Source organism: Paenibacillus sp. OK060 (assembly GCF_900101205.1).
In the GTDB taxonomy this organism is placed as follows: domain Bacteria; phylum Bacillota; class Bacilli; order Paenibacillales; family Paenibacillaceae; genus Paenibacillus; species Paenibacillus marchantiae.
Genome location: NZ_FNFR01000002.1, coordinates 317,961 through 339,245, shown reverse-complemented (window position 1 = coordinate 339,245; position 21,285 = coordinate 317,961). Strand labels below are relative to the sequence as shown.

Below are 21,285 nucleotides of genomic sequence, written 5' to 3'. Positions count from 1 at the left end.
ACCGTTGATCTTTAATTTAAAGACTCAACGGTTTTTTATTATGGTAATGAAGGAAAGACGGCAAAGAACTTTTGAAAGGCTAGCCTTTCGGAATCTTCCGGTAGCTGGAAGGGGAGAATCCCGATATCTTCTTGAAGAGCCTGGAGAAATAATAGGGATCACTAATGCCCACTGCATAGCTGACTTCCTTAATACTCAATTCGGTAAGATCCAGAAGATGACCTGCCCGCTGAATTTTGAGCTGTAGAAAATATTCGATCGGAGCGACGCCCGTTTCAGATTTAAACAGAAAGATCAGATGCTGTTTCGACACCCCGACATGATTAGCCAACTCCGTAAGAGAAATAGAGCCACTCATATGTACATTCATGTATTGAATGGCCTGTTCCAGATAAGTTTCACGTTTCTTCTCTTGTGCCGATTTGACGGCATTTAAGCCAATCCCGGAGAGCAACTGTCTAGTAGTTTGGGCCACATGTACATGGGTAGTCAGGGCATATGTCCGCTCGGCCAGCATTTCATAGGTAGGTAGGAACCATTCCATTAAACGGGCCTTGCCGCTTGGGGATAAAGCGAGTGTGGCGTTAGATAAACCAAACATCTTCACCAATCGATTCGAATGGCTGCCTTTGAAATGAAACCAGTAGATACTCCATGGATTCTCCTGCATTGCCCCGTAACGATGTGCAGTTTCGGGTGGGATTATCATCATATCTCCTTGCTGCATGATTAATCGCTCTCCATGATTCAACTCAACCCATCCTTCTCCCGCTTCGCAAAAGATGAAAATATGCGAGGGGCTGCCCTCCAGACGCTCCCTGAAATGATAGTGAGCGTTGGGGAAATAGCCGATGTCCGTAATAAATAAGGTAGAGGTTAGTTCTTCTTGTTCCAGTTCTTTCATCCAGTATTCAGGAAGTACATATAGCTTCTCCTCTGCAAATCCTTCACGCTTGCGTATGTGGTCAGGACTCATTCCAGTTACCCCCGTAATTCATAATCCGAATAAGAATATAATCCATCACTTCCCGCATTTCGTCAATTGGAACCTTCCTTGCCAGAATATACAGTATAACTATCAAGACAAGGGAGGCAGTTCTAACATGAAGCATGAGGCTGTGGATCACAAGCTGGAGGCGGATCCAACCGGATCCAGTCAGGTACAAGTGTGGGAGACAAGCGTGTTGATACCTACATATGAGGCGGGTGAAGCTGACCCAAATCCGATGTTTCTGGAGAAAAGAGTCTATCAGGGAAGCACCGGTCGTGTGTATCCGCATCCAGTGATCGAGAGTATCTCGGATGTGAAGCATGATAAAAATTACAAATTGGTTATTCTGGAAAATCAATATATCCGTATGGAGATCATGCCGGAAATCGGCGGTAGAATCTATCGTGCGCTTGATAAAACGAACAATTATGATTTTGTTTATTATAACCGCGTCATTAAGCCTGCACTGGTGGGCCTTGCTGGTCCTTGGATCTCCGGAGGAATTGAATTTAACTGGCCGCAGCATCACCGTCCTAATACATTTGGTCCGGTTGAATACAAATACGAAGCAACTGGCGATGGCAGTGCTACAGTATGGGTTAGTGAGATTGATCGAATGTACGGTACAAAAGTCACTGCAGCCTTCAAACTCTATCCGGATAAAGCCTATTTGGAGATCCAAGCTCAATTATACAACCGGACACCTGAGCCACAGACCTTTCTGTGGTGGGCAAACCCGGCCGTAGCAGTTAATGAATATACACAATCCGTGTTTCCACCAGACGTAACGGCTGTATTCGATCATGGCAAAAGGGATGTCTCCCGTTTTCCTATTGCTACCGGAACTTATTACAAACAGGATTACTCGGAAGGCGTTGATATTTCCCGGTACAAGAACATACCGGTTCCGACTTCGTACATGGCTTATAAATCCGAATATAATTTCGTCGGCGCATACGACCACGGCGTAGAAGCCGGATTGCTGCATGTGGCGAATCATCATATTTCTCCCGGCAAGAAACAATGGACTTGGGGGAATGGGGAGTTCGGTCAGGCGTGGGACCGTCAATTGACGGATGAAGATGGCCCATACATTGAACTTATGACTGGAGTGTACACAGACAATCAGCCCGACTTCACTTGGCTACAGCCCTACGAGGAGAAGACCTTTACCCAGTATTTCATGCCTTACAAAAACATCGGTGTCGTAAAAAATGCCTCCATCGAAGCAGCCATCAATCTGGAAGTTGATGCTGAAGTCGGAGAGGCAGTGATCAAGGTATATGCAACATCTAAACTCGAACATGCCGTTGTGGAGTTGAGTGGGGCGGCAACCCGGTATTTGCAGGAAACGGTTGAATTGTCCCCTGTAGATGTATATCAGAAGGTTATTCCGCTGGAGAGCGGGGAGCAGGAGCATGATCTGAAGCTTTTGGTTCGAAATAGGGAAGGCAGAGTGCTGATTTCCTATCAACCGAAACGTCCGGATATTGAACAGATTCCTGAAGCTTCTAAACCACTGGCAGCACCAGAAGAACTTCGTTCGACCGAAGAACTGTATCTGGCAGGCAAGCATCTGGAGCAATATCGGCATGCTACGTTTGAGCCTGAAGCGTACTATCTGCAAGGATTGAAGCGGGATAACGGAGATATCCGGTTAAATGTAGCTTATGGAACGTTACTACTTCGTCGTGGATTATACATAGACAGCGAGCAGTATTTCCGTAAAGCGATTGAGCGGTTGACCTGGCGTAATCCGAACCCATATGACAGCGAGGCCTACTACCAGCTGGGGGTAGCACTTCGTGGCCAAGGCCGTTTGGATGAAGCGTTTACTGCTTTTCACAAATCGGTATGGTCGGCAACGTGGCAGGATGCGGGGTACTTCTCTCTTGCTCAGATTTCCAGCGTGAAAGGCCAGTACACCGAGGCACTGGAGCAGATTGAGCGTTCACTCATCCGCAATTCACGAAACTACAAAGCACGTAATCTGAAAGCCGCACTGCTGCGCAAGCTTGGTCTGATTGATAATGCAAAGGCCTGTGCGCTTGAAACCCTTGAATTGGATATTGCGGATTTTGGAGCTTATAATGAGTTGGCTTTGGCTCATACAGCTATGGGAGACAAGGATGCTGCACAAGGTATTCTGACTGAATTACAGCAATTGATGAGAGATGACGCCCACAACTATCTGAATGTCATCGCAGATTATATGGACAGCGGTTTCTATGAAGAAGCCATTGCAGTAGGGAAAAGAATAGTGGACCCGGAAAATTCAGTCTATCCGATGCTGCATTATACACTGGCTGAATTATATAAACGTATCGGACAACATGAACATGCTCAAGAAGCACGTCGTAAGGGACAATTGGCCAATCCAACCTATTGTTTCCCGAACACGTTGTTTGAACTTGAGCTGCTGGTAAGTGCAGTTCATGCTAACCCGAAGGACGACAAGGCTCATTACTACCTCGGAAACTTTTATTATGACAAAAAACGACCTATCGAGGCGATTGCGAGCTGGGAGAAATCCCGCGAACTGCGGGATGATTTTCCGACGGTACACCGCAACTTGGGGCTGGCCTATTACAACAAACAGGACAATCCGCAAGCGGCCCTAGCTTCGCTTGAACAGGCCTTTGCTTGTGCACCGGATGATGGTCGTATTTTCTTTGAACTGGATCAGCTGCGTAAGAAGCTTGCCTGGTCAACAGACAAACGCCTCCAGTTCCTTGAAGAGCGGCGAGATCTGGTCGAGAAGCGAGATGATCTGTATGTGGAATACGTATCCCTGCTAAACAATCTTGAACGTTATCAAGAGGCAATCGCTGCCTTGTCTCTGCGCAATTTCCATCCGTGGGAAGGTGGAGAAGGGAAAGTGACTGGGCAATATAAGTTGGCTCATACCGAGCTTGGTATACAAGCGCTGCAAAACGGTCAATATGAAGCAGCAGTTCAGCATTTACAACAAGCATTAGTCTATCCGTTGAATCTGGGAGAAGGTAAGTTGGAAGGAACTCAGGAGAATAATATTTATTATTATCTAGGCATGGCTTACGAAGGTCTGCAGCGGGAAACAGAAGCTATCGCTAGTTATACCATAGCTTCACAGGGTCTAGCCGAGCCGACAAGTGCGTTGTTCTACAACGATCAGCCGCCAGAAATGATCTTCTACCAAGGGTTGGCCTGGTTAAAGCTCCGTAACAGGAAGGAAGCTAAGCGCCGTTTTAATAAACTGATTGATTATGCTGAAAAGCATATTTTTGACGATATCAAAATGAACTATTTTGCGGTATCATTGCCGGATTTCCTGGTATTTGAGGATGATTTGAACCGGCGAAATGTAATCCATTGCAGGTACATGAGGGGATTGGGACTTCTGGGGCTTGGCCGTGACAAAGAAGCCGGAACCGAACTTGAGTTGGCTCTGAAAATGGAGCCTAATCATCAAGGGGCAATGGTTCATAGACGGTATTCCCAACGACTGCGCGAAGGATTTCAACCTTAATGCTCCATCATCAAAGAGATGTAGAGATATTTTCCATTGGCTGTATTATAGAGAATAAACCTGTATTGCTACAAACAAAAAGGAAGGTGTAATGATAATGGATGTAGGGCGTAGGGAGTTGCCGCGCAAACTGACCATCACGATGTGGGATTTTTCCTGGTACACCATGACCTTACCGGGAGAACCCTATAGCGACCTTGAGGCGAGATTTAAGGAAGCAGTGGAGAGGGGCTACAATACGATCCGAATCTGTGCGATGCCCTTTTTATTGTTCACGGCGGAAGGCAAGCGGCCGGGTCCATTATACTTCGGCAGCCTTGGAGAGATCGGGCAGCGGACACGCTGGTACAACTGCCGAGGTGGCGCCCAGCTGGATGGACATGCACATTTGCTGGAGTTGTTCGGACAGGCCAAGGCCCATGGCTGTTATATCATCCTGTCTTCTTGGGAATATCAGCAGAGCCCCAGCTTTCTGGCATTTCCCGGGTTGCGCGATGAACTGGCTGCCATATCTCCGGAGGAGCGGTTTATGGCTATTGCGAGATCCATGGATCAGCTTATCCGGTATATAAAAGCGGAAGGATACGACAAGCAGATCGTCTACGCGGAGCTGCATAATGAGGTGGAGTTCGGGCAACTGACCGAGATTGGAACCGCTCGAGGCATTGCCCCGTCCAATGTACCGGCACTGGTGGAAGCCATGCAGCCTTATATTGAAGAGGCCGTAGGTTATCTTAGAAGTGTCCACCCGGATATTTTGATGACAGCAAGCTATACACTAAATGAAGCCTATCCCAAATCCTATGTAGCGGGAAATTTACAGGTTGCACATTTCCATCTCTATATCAAAGGGGTATTGAATGAATTAACCGAAGCGGCTGGAATTGATGATGAGCAGGCGCCTTTTCCCGGCTCATTCGTCCAATCGCTCCTGCGGGAGGATGCGCCTCCATTTGAAGAGTATACGCTACCGCGCGACCAAGAATGGAGAATGGAAGGTAATCCGGTAGGGTTAAGGCTGCTCTATCTGCATGACTGGGTGGAGCCGGATAAATGGGATCTTTTTTTATACGACAATTATAGTAAACATAAGCTGGCTATGCTGCAAAAGGCAGATATGCGCTTCGAGGAAGCCCACGAATGGGCGGCTCATTCTGGCTTGCCGGTCGTTATTGGGGAAGGATATGTTGGTTATACGCCGCTGTTGGCGGGATTCGAAGAGGGGCCTGTTGGGAAATTCATTGCAGAGTACGCGCTGCGTAAAGGAATGGCTCTTGGCTTCTGGGGAATGACTCTATGCTCTAACTGTGCGCCGCATCATCCTTTCTGGGACGATGTCCCCTGGCAGCAGAAATGGAATCGATATATTCTTGCATCGCAATAATTGTTATGTTGGAAAGAACCAACTTTATGTTCTCCTCTTATCAGAAACGTTGTACATCAGAGTGAATACTTTACTATATCCGTACACCACGACTAAAGGAAGAAAATAAGAAAAGAAAGTCCAATAGATGTTCCAGCCATTAAAATAAAGAACTCTACCCATTTCTTTAGCCAACCATTCGATCAGCGTTAATGTAAAAGAGGTTATTAGGATTGCTAGCCACGACTTCGTATTTTTTTCAAGAATCATGTATATCATGAGGCATCCAGCAATAGGGTATATACCTAAGTCGAAAGGGAGCCCCGCATATGATTGGTTACGGGTATTGGGAAGGATATTCCAGAAAAAATTGAAGCCCGCACTGTTTAAACAAGAAGAGGTGGCTACTCCCAGCGGATAATAAGCTAAGAGGATGTTGACGTTTCTACGTAGAATCCATCCACCGATTAAGATGGGGATAACCATACCAAAAATGACATTCCCCAGCATCGAATCACTCCCATAGGTTTTCACCTGAATAATTTCTTATTATTAACCAAATTTATAATTTCATAAGGGATGCATCCCACTTTTGTATTATCAGGCTAGCCAGAATCCCTTGGTTGGTCTTTTTGTCGATTGAATAACGTGGTACTAGATGATAATGTAAAATAAGGGCGAGGATTCCTCGTTGGGGGAATATACTAATTGAATCGAGGTTCTGAAAATGAGGGTGAAACGAATTGTCACCAATATTAATACACAAAACGTTCCAGCAGCAAAAAGCTTTTACCAGGATGTGCTTGAACTAGATTTATTGATGAATCATGGTTGGATTGAAACATACGGATTACTTGGAGAGGAGAACGTTCAAATAAGTATCGCCACACAAGGTGGCTCCAATACACCTACACCTGACCTTTCGATTGAAGTTGATGATGTCGATGTAGTGTACGAACGCATGAAAAGCGCGGGTTATACAATAGAATATGAACTTACGGATGAGCCTTGGGGAGTTCGTCGATTCTATGTCCGTGATCCATTTGGTAAGTTGATCAATATTCTTGCTCATAGACATTAAATCAGTTGTCAGGGAGTGTATACAAGCAGAGTTACTGTTCAAATTAAAGTACTTTCTTTAAAAATTATTGTATATTGGTTTGAAGTATTGGCATTCTTTGCTCGGATGTTATGATTATATAAAAGTCGCAAATTCAAGGTGAACAATGACAGAATTGAACCAGAATAACCGTCGAATGTGGTACATAAAGCTATAGGTAAACATTTTCCAAAGTACAATGATCCATGTTTTGTCCAAGGTAAACGCAGATTATTCATCACTATTAACGGGGGGAAACAAGAATGATGAATGTTTTGTTAGTGGATGATGAGCCATGGGTACTGGAAGGTCTGCGGACAATGGTAGATTGGAACAAATACGGTTTTCAAATTTGTGGAGAGGCTGAGAACGGGAACGCTGCTTGGTCCATTATTGAGAACCTTCGGCCAGACCTGGTGTTTACAGATATTCATATGCCTTCAGTGAGCGGACTTGAACTGATTGACCGCTCGATACAAAAACTAGCCAAACCGCCGCGATTTGTCATATTAAGCGGATACGATAGCTTTGATTATGCGAAAACAGCGCTGGAACAGCGTGTGGAGGATTATTTACTCAAACCCATTGATGAGGTTGAGATTGAAAACGTATTAGAACAGATGAGTCGTAAAATTCAGAACGAGCTTGTCGCAGAGAAATTGCATCAACACGAGCGTACTTTATATGTAAATTGCTTGTTCAACCGTCTGTTTCAGGGGGAGGATAGCAGCGAACTGCAAGCCGAAGTGGAAAGTATATTGCAAATGGAGGGTCATGAGAATATGGCCTGTCTTTTAATTGAAACGGATATTTGCAATGAAGACATAAAGTCACAGGTACAGCGTTTTGCTAGCGCTCATCACTACGAATTTTTTATGGATGCTGAAGGAAGAATGGGTGTGTTTGCTGCTGTAATTGAAGATTCTCTGAGTTGGCTTGAGAGGCTAGGGAGAACTTTGTTTGAGATTTACTCCGGTCATGGATCAATTATTGTGGCATTTGGATATCACTCAGGTGGAGTAGTCGCTATGCGGTCAGCATTTGAAAAAGCGTTATCTGCTTTGAAATGGAAGCGTTATCAAAAAGAAAGCGGCATTATTCGAGATCAAGATTTGCCACGGCATAGTAACATGGCGGTTGTAAATCAAAAAGCGTTGAGTAACCTGTTTAAAACCATTTTAACGGGTGAAGAGAATGGGTTGGAGAGAGAGGTACACGAGTTGCTTGCGAGTCCAGATTCAGGGCTGTCTGTGTCGGATATAGAATATGTTCGGGTACAATTGCTTGCTCTTGAAATGGGAGTTCTCAAGCAAATGAAGGAGCTGGATGGGAATGTAGACAGGTTTGTGTTGCAGTTACAACATATGTTGGGCGATTTATCTGACATTGATTCCTTTCCTGCATTTAGGGAATATGCACTTATATTAAGTCTCAACGCTTTGAGAGCTCTACAGGAGCAGCGGAAAGAAAAAGAATGCAGCACGATTTTTCGTGTAGTGCAATATGTTAACCATGAGTTTCGGGAGAAGCTGCAGCTCCAGGAGATTGCACAGAAATTTCATATGAATGCCAACTATCTGGGGCAAGCCTTCAGACAGCAGACTGGCAAGTCTTTTCGGGAATATCTGAATGATAAACGGATCGAGGAGGCGAAGAGACTGTTACGTCAGAGCTGTTGTAGCATAGCCGAAGTTGCGGTCCATTCAGGATATCCTAATGCCGACTATTTTGTAAGTCAGTTCAAGCGAATGACGGGGATGGCTCCCTCCGCGTATCGAAAACAACCATAGATTGGGACTCGACAAGTAATGAATGAAGGATGGCGATGGAAGACATGTTTAACAAATTTCGATTTCGCGGCATCGTGAACGATATTCCTTTGAACTACAAGTTTATGCTGATCTATGTTATCGGTATTTTGCTTCCGATCATAGCAAGCAATTATTTGTTCATGGATCGTATGTCGGGGCTAATCAAGGAGCGGGAAGAGCAGAATCTGCAAATATCGCTGGAGCGGGCGAGAAAGGACATTCACACCATGATTGACGGGGGGATCGCTGTCAGTCACGCCTTAATCACGGACAAGCTGTTGTCCGAATCCATGGATCGTGTATACAAAGACCAATTGGATTTCTACAATACATTCGATGAACAGCTTCGCCATCGAGTGACTTCCTATATTCCCGTGAACAATCAAATCCAGCGGATCGGCATCTACACAGATAATCCAACGATTGTGTCTGGAGGGGATTATTATTATCTGGACAGCTCAATGAACGCCAGTGCCTGGTTCAGACAATGGGAAGCAGCAGGGGAATCACTAAGTGTACTCGCTTATCGCGATCAGGCAGCGAATGATCGCGCGGCGACCTCGTCGTATTTTAGCGTGATTGAAAAAATGGACTATTATAACGCAGACAACTCTTACGAGAAGTTAGTGCGCATTGATTTTTACCTTAATCGATTCTATGACGTTATTGCGAGAGAGAAAAGCTCGCTGGACCTGTATCTGGTCAACGCGAAGAATCAGATTATCGTGTCCACAGATGACAAGTATCAGGGTGAGGTAGATAGTGATTATGCGTTATTTGATACGAGCAAGGCGGCGGACAAGGACCTACATATCGTACCGATTGGCAAGGCCAGCTATGTGAAAGGTTGGAAGCTCATTGGCGTACCTCAGGAAACACGTGTCAAACAAGCGATGCTCTCCATGAAGCTTTATTTCGGCATGCTCGCTGGTATCATTACTTTGGTTACCTCCATCTTCATCTATGTCATGCTGCGCTCATACAATTATCGAGTGAAACGTCTGTCCAGACATATGCAAAAGGTGGGGAACGAGAAATTTGATCTGATCAACATTGATGGGGGACAGGATGAGATAGGTCATCTGATTCGTAATTTCAATATGATGACCGCTCAGATCCATTCCTTGATCAATAATGTGTACAAGCTTGAAATTCAGCAGCGGAGCCAGGAGGCTGAGCGCATTCGCGCTGAACTGAATTTGCTGCAAAGCCAGATGAATCCCCATTTTTTATTCAATACACTCAATGCGCTGCTGGTGGTCAGCACCAAAAACAATTATGCGGATGTCAAGGATATTATCAAGGACCTATCCAAGCTGCTTCGCCGTCTGTTGAATTGGAAGGACGATGTGGTCACCCTGGAAGAGGAAATGAGTTTTACGGTCATGTATCTGGGAATTGAAAAATTCCGTTTTCGAGACAAGTTTGAATATTACATTGATATTAGCGAAGAGGCGAGGCAGTATAGAATTCCAAAAATGAGTATCCAGCAGTTGGCCGAGAATGCTTGCAAACATGGAATTCAGGCTATTGAGGGGTTAGGGTATGTGAAGATTAAAGCGGAAGTTGTGAGCGAACGCCTGCGCGTCGTTGTATCCGATAATGGTAAGGGCATGGATAAGGAACGGCTGCAAGAGGTTCTGTATCATATGCGGAGCAAGGAGGAGAGCGGAGGGAGTAACATTGGCATACGTAACGTATATCGCCGTCTTGAATTGTATTATGACGATAAAGTGGATTTTAATTTGGTGAGCAGAATAGGAGAAGGGACAGAGGTCTCCTTCGAAATTCCATTGCAACTGTTAGATCATCAGGGTGAAGAAGGAGGTAAGGACAATGGCATTTAGAGCGCTGCTGATTGATGACGAGCCGTGGGCGCTAGAGGGCTTGCAGCTGTGGATTCCATGGGAAAGTCTTGGCTTTGAGGTATGCGCTATGTGTGGCAACGGTGCGGAAGGGTTGGAACGAATGGAAGAGTTACAGCCGGATCTTGTCATGGTTGATATTCAAATGCCAATTATGAATGGGCTAGAGATGATTGAAGAATGGCGACGTAGAGGAAACTGGTCGACCAAGTTCATTATTCTTACGGGGTACAGCGATTTCGAGTTTGCGCGAAAAGCGCTTAAATTCAAAGTTTCCGGTTATCTGTTAAAACCATTGGATGAGGAACAGGCGGAGTCCGAGATTCGCATGATGGGCATGGAACTGATGAAGGAGCAAGAGCAGCTTTATATTGGGCAGATTGCATTGAGAGAGCAGGAAATGTTGACGATGAAGCAGGCTTTATTAGGCAAAGTGCTGTCTGCAGAGGGTACTCAATTGATGCAGTCCCTTTCCCAGTCAGCTGAATCCTGGATTGTGTGCCTGGTTCAGGTATCGGAGAAAGAGTTTGGCCGGTGGAGCAGTCTTGCTTCAGAGATTCTGAACGGACGGGATGTCCTCTATATCATTCGTATGCGAAATGATCTTGTATCCATTGTGTTTGGCGATGTTTCCCCCGGACCTCAGAGAACGAGCGGAAATTTTAGAAAACAATTAGAAACACTGGCTCGCCGTCTGGCGGGCTTTCGTACATATATGGCGATTGGCTCAACCGAATCCTCTCTTCATCACATCAGCAACTCCCGCATAACAGCAGAGAAGGCGTTGCTGCACGCTTTTTATGAAGCGGAAGAGAACAGCATATTGGATTATGCCGATATCCAGAACCACGATTTTCAAAGGCATAACCAACAGGTTGAACTGATCGAGCGAGTGCTGGGAGCACTTCAGCTCATTGATTACGCCAACTACCAGTCCGCTGTGGAGTTTATTGAGCAATCCTTTCGACAGATGCGGGTCCACCCGGATGAAGCCCGAAAATTTGTGATTTACCTTCTTCATGAAATTCGTGCTTACATGAGGGCGCAAATGGCAGAAGATTCAGAGAATTACCGTTCGTTCGAAATCCCGGATCTGGATGAAGCACTGTTAACCTTTGATGATTTGATTGGCATACTGCATTCGTGCGGAAGAGTCTGCTTTGAGTTTTTGCTTAAAGAGAGCGTCTTCGAAGCACAGGGTATTGTACAGGATATCAACGATTATATTCATGCGCATTTCCGGGAGGGACTGACCATTAAGATGCTATCGGAACGTTTCTTCCTGCATCCGGCCTACTTGGGACAACTGTTGATACGCAAAAATGGGATCGGCTTCAATGAGCTGCTTCATAACCTGAGGGTTGAGGAGGCATGTCGGTTGCTACAGATGAATCAGTACAAAAATAGCGAGGTCTCGGAAAAGGTTGGATACGCCAATTACCATCATTTTTTAAAACAATTTGAGAAACGCATGGGCATGTCTCCTAACGAATATAAGAAAACCTGAGCTTTTCTCGGAAAGAGCTATAATTCGAATATAGTTTCCATAGAGATGTAAATTTATAATTAAATTATTCAAATGAAAGGGCTTTCATATAGTGAGATCAAACTTTGGAGGTGCTTTATGGGGGACAGTAAAAAATCATTCTTCCGTATGGGGGCAACACTGTTATTGTCGTTGAGTGTTATGCTAGCAGGTTGCTCAGGCGGCAATTCAGGCAGTGGAGAAGAGAGTAGTAAAGGTAGTGAGGTGGGGGCTGACAATCCGTTAGAAATCTCGGTATTCCTGAACGAGGCCGGACAACAGCCAACCGCTGACAACAAAATCTACAAAAAAATCAAGGATGAGCTTGGCGTTACATTCAAATTTGAATTTTTGGCTGGCGACAAAAACCAAAAGCTTGGCGTTATGATTGCCGGAGGAGATTATCCGGATCTGATCTCTGCGGACACCAAACTGACAGCAGCCGGTTCGGTCATTCCGTTGGAAGACCTGATCGAGGAGCATGCGCCTAATCTGAAGAAGCATTATGAGAAGTACTGGAACCAGATGAAGGACCCTAACGATGGACATATCTATTACTTGCCCAACTATGGTGCATACAACGGTGAGGTGTCGGACACCTACTACAGCGGACCTGCCTTCTGGATTCAGAAAGCCGTGTTGAAAGAGTTTGGTTATCCTACGCCAAAAACATTGGACGAGTACTTTGACTTGATCGCCAAATACAAGGAGAAGTATCCCACGATCGACGGCAAGCCGACCATTGGCTTTGAAGTATTGAACTATGACTGGAAAAACTGGGGGTTGTTGAACCCGCCACAGCATTTGATTGGTCATCCGAATGACGGGGGAGTCGTTGTAAACGACGGCAAAGCAGAGATCTTTGCAGACAAAGATTATGCCAAAACCTACTATGAGAAACTTAATGAAATTAACGGCCAAGGCTTGCTCGACAAGGAGGCTTTTGCACAAAACTACGACCAATATATGGCCAAATTGTCCAGTGGGGCAGTACTCGGCATGTTCGACCAACACTGGAATTTTCTCAGCGCGGAAGATTCGCTCATAACTCAGGACAAAATTGAACGCACGTACGTCGGCTTCCCGCTGGTATACGACAGCAGCACGAAGGACTACTATCGCGACCGCGCGGCGCTCAACCTGAACAATGGTTACGGCATTACTGTAAGTGCCAAGGACCCTGTGAAAATTATTAAAGCGCTCGACAAGCTTATGGAAGAAGATTGGCAAAAGACACTCACTTGGGGCATTCAGGATGAAGACTATTACGTGAATGACGAAGGCCGTTTCATGAAAACCCAAGAGCAGCGCGACAATGCCGCAGATGCGGCCTGGAAACTGGCCAATAAAGCAGATGCTTTCTATGGAACCGCACCGAAGATGGAAGGTTACTTTAGCGATGGCAACGCTACTTCAGCAAGCAATCAGCCGGAAGAATATCAAGCCAGCTTGAGACCGTTTGATAAGGAAGTTTTGGACGCCTACGGTTTCAACAGCTATGTGGATTTCTTCAGTGCTCCACCAGAGAATCCGATTACTTACCCGGCTTGGTCCGTCGATCTGGTTGAGGGATCTCCAGCCAAAATTGCCAATACGAAGCTGAACGAATTATCAACCAAATATTTACCGAAAGCGATTTTGGCTAACACATCCGAATTCAGCAGTGTATGGAGCGAATACGTTTCCGAAATTCAAAAGCTGGATATCAAGGCTTTCGAAGGCCGTATCAATGAAGTATTGCAGTGGAGAATCGATAACTGGTCAGTGAAATAAGAAAATGCTGTCAGGAAGGAGGGCTACCTTCCTTCCTGATTTTTTTAAAGAACATATCGCTGGACGTTATTCCTTTCAATATAAAGATGGATAGGAGCCTGATATTATGGAGGAAATTGTAGTGGGTACCAAGCCGCTCCGACCGAAGAAAAAACCGAAAATTAGGCGGATTACTTGGCAAAATATCAAAGCACAGAGACAGCTCATATGGATGTCTGTTCCTCTGCTTGCGTACATTATTATCTTTGCTTATGTGCCTGTCTGGGGCTGGACGATGGCTTTTCAGGATTACAAACCGGCCAGAAGTTTCTCGCAGCAAACGTGGGTAGGGTTCAAGCATTTTCAATTTTTGTTCACGGATGACAATTTCTTGCGCGTGCTTCGTAATACGCTTGCCATGAGTATCATCAACATGATTTTGGGTTTCGTTACCGCTATTGTTTTGGCATTGTTGCTCAATGAAATCAAGAAGATCATGTGGAAGCGGACGGTACAAACCATCTCTTATCTTCCTCACTTCTTATCATGGATTATCGTTACCGGCATCGTAGCGACATCGCTTGCTTCTGACGGCATTGTCAACGATATCCTCATGAAACTGCACTTAATCAACGAGCCGATCTTGTGGCTGACGGAAGGGAAGTATTTCTGGGGCGTTGTTGCAAGTTCTCATATTTGGAAAGAAGTCGGATGGAGCACCATTATTTATTTGGCGGCCATGGCCTCTATTGACCCGGCACAGTATGAAGCAGCCGATATTGATGGAGCCAATCGATATCAAAAAATGTGGAATGTCACCTTGCCAGGAATCAAGCCTACCATTGTCATCCTGCTGATTATGTCGATTGGACATATTCTGGAAGCCGGCTTTGAGGTTCAGTATTTGCTGGGCAACGGACTCGTTGTGGACTGGTCGGAAACGATTGATATCTTTGTGCTCAAATACGGGATTGCACAGGGCAACTATTCGCTCGCAACTGCAGGCGGAATATTCAAGACCGTGGTCAGCATTACGATGTTACTTGTAGCGAATTGGACCGCCAAGCGGCTTGGGGAAGAGAGGCTGTTATAATGACGAAAAAAACACCATTGTCTGGTTTAGGAAATACAGCGGCGCTTTCCGTACGCCGCCCAGGTGGCAGAGGCATGGAACCGTTTCTGTTCAACACCTTTAACACCATCTTCATGGTTCTGCTGGTGATTGTGACGTTGTATCCATTTTTGAACACAATTGTGGTTTCGTTTAATGCAGGGAATGACACCATTCGAGGAGGCTTATATTTGTGGCCCCGCGATTTCACCATGCAGAATTACAAAGCAGTATTTGCATCAGGCACAATTTATAACGCATTTTTGATTTCCGTTGCACGTACAGTACTATCCACCGTTTTAAACATTTTCTTGACCACCATGCTGGCTTATACGCTGAGTCGGCGCGATTATATTTTCCGCAAGCTGATTACGACCATTTTTGTACTCACCATGTATTTCAACGCAGGGCTTATTCCGGGATACTTCCTGATGAAGGACCTGCACTTAATCAATTCATTCTGGGTATATGTTTTACCATCGCTGATTAGTGCGTTTAACCTGATCGTCATTCGTACTTATATATACACGATCCCTGAAAGCTTGATTGAATCTGCCAAAATTGACGGAGCAGGAGATTTCAGAATTTTCTGGAGAATTATTTTTCCACTGTGCAAGCCTGTGCTGGCGACCATTGCGCTCTTTGTCGCAGTCGGCGCGTGGAATTCCTGGTTCGATGCTTTTCTGTACACGTCATCACGTCAGGAGCTCAGCACACTGCAATACGAACTGATGAAGCTGTTGTCTTCCAGTATGAATGCCAACAGTAATCCTTCCGTTGCGAACGGCGTGGGGGTGGAGCATTCAACACAGGTAACTCCAATTTCCATTCGTGCTGCAGTTACAATTGTTGCTTCGGTACCGATTCTGCTGGTGTATCCGTTTATGCAAAAATACTTTGTTGTGGGACTTAATGTAGGGAGTGTGAAGGAATAGATGAAGCAACTCCAAGCTAATACCATCTGTTATGCGAACCCAATCCTTCCTGGATTCTATCCGGACCCCAGCATTGTGAAGGCTGAAGAATTTTTTTACCTCATTTGCAGTTCATTTGAGTATTTTCCCGGAGTGCCGATCTTTCGGAGCCGGGATCTCATTCACTGGGAGCAAATCGGCAATGTGTTGGATCGGGTCAGCCAGCTTGATTTGACCGGACGGAAAAGCTCAGACGGCATTTATGCTCCGGCACTGCGTTACCATGAAGGTACATTTTACATGATTACGACAGATGTGAGAGGCATCGGCAATTTCTACGTGACGGCAACCGACCCTGCTGGCCCCTGGTCTGATCCAATTCGTATTCCATACGGTGGAATTGACCCATCGCTGTTTTTTGACGACGATGGCAAAGTGTACGTGACCGCACAACAAGGTGCCGATTACGATTCTCATGCCATCCAGTATGAGATCGACATCGCTACAGGTGAGGCTCTCTCTGAACCACAAGTTGTCTGGCACGGAGATGGAGGGCCATGGACCGAAGGGCCACATCTGTACAAAATCAATGGTTTGTATTACATGATGTCTGCTTCTGGTGGGACGGCCAAGGATCATCGTGAGATCATCGGCCGAAGCGATCGACCTTATGGTCCGTTTGAACGCTATCCTGAGCCGATCCTGACCCATCGCCATCTGGACCATCCGATCCAGTATTTGGGTCATGCCGATCTGGTGGAGGATCACCACGGAGACTGGTGGGCCGTTTTCCTTGGCGTGCGTTTGACAGAGGAAGGATATAGTGTGCTTGGACGTGAAACCCTCCTCGCCCCGGTCGTTTGGAACGAGGGGTGGCCCCACATTGACAACAATGAAGGAATAGTGAGTCTGGACATGAAGGTCCAGCGATTGCCAATGACATTACCTTCTTTGCCCGGGAGCCATACTGCCATCGTTGTCGGCCGGGACGAATTCGACGGAGAACTCGGGTCGCAATGGATATTTGTGCGCAACCCTACAGAAGGAGCATGCTCGCTTACAGAAAAACCAGGTTACCTGACGTTGTATGGGCAGGATGGAAGTCTTGAAGACGTGGGTCAGATCACGTTTGTTGGCCGCAGGCAGCAGCATATTCATGCCAGCTTTACGACCTGCCTGACTTTCATGCCAGTTGCCGATGGAGAAGAAGCGGGATTATGTGTTCGCCGGGATGAGGATGCACACTATGAGATTGGCATAAGACGGTTGAACGGACGAAACATACTCTTTGCTCGCTTGACGGTGCGCGGAGAGTCGAACATGGTTCACGAGAGCGAGACTGTAACGGAGCGGCTGTCGCTCCGAATCGAATCGACAGAGAAGGAATATAGGCTGACTTGTTCCGAGGACGGACAGAACTGGACAGCATTGGGTTCAGGCTCGGCACGTGCCATATCACCGGAGGACTTTGTGCACAAAATGTGCTTTACCGGAGCGGTGGTCGGACTATACGCTACCGGCAATGGTAAGGCAAGCAGCACACCTGCCCATTTTGATTGGTTCGAGTACTCGGTCTGATTCAGTTGCTAATAAATCAATGCGAAGAAGGAAATTTAAAGGAGGGAAATTATGGGTTCGTTTCGAAAAGAGGCTTCACTGAAGGAATTGTACAAGGATGCATTCCACATTGGAGCAGCAGTGAGTCCGAAGACGATTGACAGCCAGCGTTCATTGCTCGCCTATCACTTCAACAGTCTGTCGGCAGAAAATGAAATGAAATTCTCCAGTGTGCATCCGCAGCAGGAACGGTATACGTTTGAGGATGCGGATGTCATCGCTTCCTTTGCCAGAGAGCAGGGCATGGCGCTGCGTGGTCATACGCTGGTCTGGCACAACCAGACTCCGGATTGGTTGTTCGAGAATGAAACTGGCGGACTGGTGGAGCGCGATGTATTGCTGGAGCGATTGAAGGCACACATTGAGACCGTTGTTGGCAGATATAAGGACGTTATCTATGCTTGGGACGTTGTAAACGAAGTTATTTCCGATGATGCGGATGATGCAAACGCATTCCTGCGCCCATCCAAATGGCTGGATATCGCCGGAGAGGATTTTATTGCCAAAGCGTTTGAATTCGCGCATGAAGCAGATCCGCAAGCGTTGTTGTTCTACAACGATTATAACGAATCTGATCCACATAAGCGGGAACGCATCTATCGGCTCGTCCGTTCATTACTCGATCAAGGCGTGCCAATTCATGGCGTTGGTCTGCAGGCGCACTGGAATCTGTATGATCCGTCCTTGGATGATATGCGCGCAGCAATTGAGCGGTATGCGCAGCTTGGACTGCAGCTTCAGCTCACCGAACTGGATGTATCGGTATTTCGCTTTGAAGACAGACGTACAGATCTCGTTCAGCCATCGCAAGAGATGCTGGAATTGCAAGCCGAGCGATACGAATCCATCTTCCGCCTGCTCCACGAATATAAGGAGCATATTAGCGCTGTGACATTCTGGGGGGCTGCCGACGACTACACCTGGCTTGACAATTTCCCTGTTCGAGGGCGAAAAAACTGGCCATTCCTGTTCGATGAGTTGCATCGTCCAAAGGAAGCGTATCAGCGTGTTGCGCGAATCATTGTACCCAAGTGACATGAAACGGATCAATATCGATTCGTTTAACCCACAGCATCTCGAAGAGATACTTGGGAGTACATATCTATTGGAAGGAGCCATTTGTATGTCCGAATTACCGAAACCGCATCAACCTATAGTTACCCATATATTTACTGCTGATCCGTCAGCGCATGTATTCGAGGATCGTATTTATATTTATCCTTCCCATGATCTGGATCACGACGGTCCGGTGAATGACAATGGAGATCAGTACAAGATGGAGGATTATCATGTACTCTCTATGGCGGACATGAATTCAGCCGTGACGGACCATGGCGAAGCTCTGCATGTGAAGGATGTACCTTGGGCGTCCAGTCAAATGTGGGCTCCGGATGCCGCATACAGAAAAGGCACCTATTATTTGTTTTTCCCGGCTCGGGACCATGATGGCATTTTCCGCATCGGCGTGGCTACATCGTCTTCACCGACAGGGCCGTTCAAACCGGAGGAGCAATATATTCAGGGCAGCTTCAGCATTGACCCCGCAGTGTTTGTAGACGATGATGAGCAGGCTTATATGTTCTTTGGCGGGTTGTGGGGGGGACAGTTGGAGAAATGGCAGACTGGAAGCTACGTGGAACATGCGGAAGGTCCTGCTCCGGATGCTTCGGCGATCGGACCAAAAGTTGCAAAGCTGAGTGAAGATATGCTCTCTATGGTGTCGGAGCCGCTGGAGTTATCCATCGTAGATCAGGATGGAAAGCTGCTGACCGCTGGGGATGAGGATCGCAGATATTTTGAAGGCCCTTGGATGCACAAATATAACGGGAAATATTATTTGTCCTACTCCACAGGAACAACGCACAAGCTGGTGTACGCCATTGGCGACAATCCGATGGGTCCGTTTACATTCCAAGGTACCATTTTGCCGCCAGTCATGGGCTGGACAACGCATCATTCGATTGTACAATTTCGGGAAAAGTGGTATTTGTTCTATCACGATTGTTCCCTTTCTGGCGGCGTCGATTACAAGCGCTGCGTAAAGTTTGCTGAGTTAACGTACAATCCGGATGGCACGATTCGCATGATTGATCCGTATCCAGACAAGTGAAATGGATGTGAATAGGACGGTAACCCGTATCCTTTTACCTATAACTGTAGATCCTGAAGAGCCCTAGAGTGAATACGCATTTCAGGGCAAGGATACGGTTTTCAAAGAGGAAAATGCTTAAAACTCCGTGCCAAAGCACGGAGTTTTCCAATATACGGGCAGATCGAATGGGATTAACCTAGTTGCTGCGAACCATTGAACCACACGGATTTGATCGACAAGGTATCCGAAATATTAGTTGTTGGATCACCGTCCACGAGAATAAGATCTGCGCGCGCACCTTCGGTAATACGGCCGCGATCATGGAGACCAAAGCAACGAGCCGGTTTCGAAGTGGCCGACTGAAGAGCTTCGATCGGAGTGAACCCAGCCTTCACCAGCAGTTGCATTTCGTGGTGGACACTTGCCCCATGAGCAAGGCCACCGAGGTTTGGAACGGGAACCGGCGCGACATCCGTCCCTACCAGAATATCAACTCCGGCTCGGTGAAGGTCCATCACATTTTTAAAGCTGTTCTCCATATTGCCTTGTGGGAACGTATTGAAGCTTGAGTTCAAAATATCAATCCAATCAGAATTTAATTTGGAATGAACACGCGGATCATTGGCCAATTCGGATGCCGGATTTCCGATAATCGACGAATTCAACACCAAGCACGGTGTAACAAAAGCGCCTGAAGCTGCTATGGATTTCACTAACTCGGAGGTGTACTCGGGTCTGTCGATAAACAAGTGGCCCAAACCGTCGACTCCAAAATCGATGGCTTGTTGCGATGAAAGAGCTGTCAAGACGTGGGCGATAACCAGCTTACCGGACTTGTGGGCTTCTGTCACGGCTGTTTTTAGAATCTCATCGCTTAATACAGGCAGGCCAGGTGCACCCATGACCGTTCCTTCTTCAATCATGATCTTAATATAGTCGGCCCCATTCTCGACTTGGGTATGCACATGTTTACTCGATTCTTCGACTGTTGTCACTTGCGGTATTTCATCGTGATCGTGAGCGTATGCGGCTAACATTGCTTCCCGATCTTCCTCCGATAACTTCTCTAGTTCCTTTAATACGAATTCAGGTATTTCATCTCCATCCGGCAATAATTCATCCGGATGTCCACCCGGAGCGGTGATTGCTGTGCCAGCGGAACGGACATCTGCGATGTCATTCACATTTTTCAACTGAATTTCGCGCCCTCGTTTAGTAAAATCACCGTTCATTTCGAGTTCAGTGGTAACGCCGAATTTTAGCGCATCTCGTAATCCGCCGATGGAAGTGTGGACATGTGCATCAATCAGACCAGGCATTAGAGTCGCATTTTCTCCATCGATAATTGTTGCATCCGCCGGAAGGTCTCCACCGACTGAAACAATAGACTTCCCTTTAATGACAACATGTCTAGGCGCAATGATTTGCTCCCCATCAAAGATACGTACATTTGTAATCACTGTAACTTGTTCTAACGCAGCATTTTGAGTTACCTTCTCCATTTGAATTCCTCCCAAGTGTTTGTTTATCGAACAATTCGAATCATAACTGTTAGTCTTCTAACTGTCAACGAGCTAATGTTTTTTTGACAAGCCAATAGGATCGCTGTATAGTTTATTTACTTACAATTAGATTCC

15 protein-coding genes are annotated in these 21,285 nt (G+C 46.3%); 12 read left to right on the top strand and 3 right to left on the bottom strand.

Features of this window, described 5'->3' with window-relative positions:
* Positions 1-79: 79 nt before the first annotated feature.
* Entirely contained in the window at positions 80-976 is an 897-nt protein-coding gene (locus BLS14_RS07790) for an AraC family transcriptional regulator (protein ID WP_079693775.1), read from the bottom strand.
* Positions 977-1,103: 127 nt separating this feature from the next.
* On the opposite strand from BLS14_RS07790, the gene BLS14_RS07785 reads away from it, so the two are divergent.
* Entirely contained in the window at positions 1,104-4,499 is a 3,396-nt protein-coding gene (locus tag BLS14_RS07785; protein ID WP_090950763.1) for a DUF5107 domain-containing protein, read from the top strand.
* 97 nt (positions 4,500-4,596) lie between these two features.
* On the top strand, positions 4,597-5,883 hold the full coding sequence (locus BLS14_RS07780) for a cellulase-like family protein (protein ID WP_090950758.1): 1,287 nt from the start codon (positions 4,597-4,599) through the stop codon (positions 5,881-5,883).
* A gap of 24 nt (positions 5,884-5,907) precedes the next feature.
* Here BLS14_RS07780 and BLS14_RS07775 read toward each other — a convergent pair whose 3' ends face one another.
* A complete protein-coding gene (locus BLS14_RS07775) occupies positions 5,908-6,372 on the bottom strand; it encodes a CBO0543 family protein (RefSeq protein WP_063563651.1) in 465 nt (154 codons plus the stop codon).
* A 217-nt stretch (positions 6,373-6,589) separates the two neighbouring features.
* Here BLS14_RS07775 and BLS14_RS07770 point away from each other — a divergent pair, with 217 nt between their 5' ends.
* From BLS14_RS07770 to BLS14_RS07725, 10 genes are all read left to right on the top strand, one after another.
* Complete coding sequence (locus tag BLS14_RS07770; RefSeq protein WP_063563652.1) at positions 6,590-6,943, top strand: VOC family protein; 354 nt, start codon at positions 6,590-6,592, stop codon at positions 6,941-6,943.
* A gap of 281 nt (positions 6,944-7,224) precedes the next feature.
* Complete coding sequence (locus BLS14_RS07765; RefSeq protein WP_072733137.1) at positions 7,225-8,751, top strand: response regulator transcription factor; 1,527 nt, start codon at positions 7,225-7,227, stop codon at positions 8,749-8,751.
* Positions 8,752-8,795: 44 nt separating this feature from the next.
* A complete protein-coding gene (locus tag BLS14_RS07760; protein WP_256336269.1) occupies positions 8,796-10,619 on the top strand; it encodes a sensor histidine kinase in 1,824 nt (607 codons plus the stop codon).
* A complete protein-coding gene (locus BLS14_RS07755; RefSeq protein ID WP_090950747.1) occupies positions 10,609-12,144 on the top strand; it encodes a response regulator transcription factor in 1,536 nt (511 codons plus the stop codon). The genes BLS14_RS07760 and BLS14_RS07755 overlap by 11 nt, the downstream gene beginning before the upstream one ends.
* A 117-nt stretch (positions 12,145-12,261) precedes the next feature.
* Positions 12,262-13,935 (top strand): type 2 periplasmic-binding domain-containing protein, encoded by a 1,674-nt coding sequence (locus BLS14_RS07750; protein ID WP_090950742.1) that lies wholly within the window; start codon positions 12,262-12,264, stop codon positions 13,933-13,935.
* A 106-nt stretch (positions 13,936-14,041) separates the two neighbouring features.
* A complete protein-coding gene (locus tag BLS14_RS07745; RefSeq protein ID WP_063563656.1) occupies positions 14,042-15,007 on the top strand; it encodes an ABC transporter permease in 966 nt (321 codons plus the stop codon).
* Positions 15,007-15,960, top strand: a complete 954-nt coding sequence (locus tag BLS14_RS07740; RefSeq protein WP_063563657.1) for a carbohydrate ABC transporter permease — start codon at positions 15,007-15,009, stop codon at positions 15,958-15,960. Before BLS14_RS07745 ends, BLS14_RS07740 begins: the two co-directional genes overlap by 1 nt.
* Entirely contained in the window at positions 15,961-17,517 is a 1,557-nt protein-coding gene (locus BLS14_RS07735) for a glycoside hydrolase family 43 protein (protein ID WP_090950735.1), read from the top strand.
* A 51-nt stretch (positions 17,518-17,568) separates the two neighbouring features.
* Positions 17,569-18,591: an endo-1,4-beta-xylanase gene (locus BLS14_RS07730; RefSeq protein WP_090950729.1), complete on the top strand. Its 1,023-nt coding sequence runs from the start codon at positions 17,569-17,571 to the stop codon at positions 18,589-18,591.
* An 88-nt stretch (positions 18,592-18,679) separates the two neighbouring features.
* The gene (locus tag BLS14_RS07725) at positions 18,680-19,666 is read left to right on the top strand and encodes a glycoside hydrolase family 43 protein (RefSeq protein ID WP_090950724.1); all 987 of its coding nucleotides are present in this window, start codon (positions 18,680-18,682) and stop codon (positions 19,664-19,666) included.
* Positions 19,667-19,839: 173 nt separating this feature from the next.
* Here BLS14_RS07725 and BLS14_RS07720 read toward each other — a convergent pair whose 3' ends face one another.
* The gene (locus BLS14_RS07720; RefSeq protein WP_090806813.1) at positions 19,840-21,150 is read right to left on the bottom strand and encodes an amidohydrolase family protein; all 1,311 of its coding nucleotides are present in this window, start codon (positions 21,148-21,150) and stop codon (positions 19,840-19,842) included.
* Between the last annotated feature and the right edge of the window lie 135 nt (positions 21,151-21,285).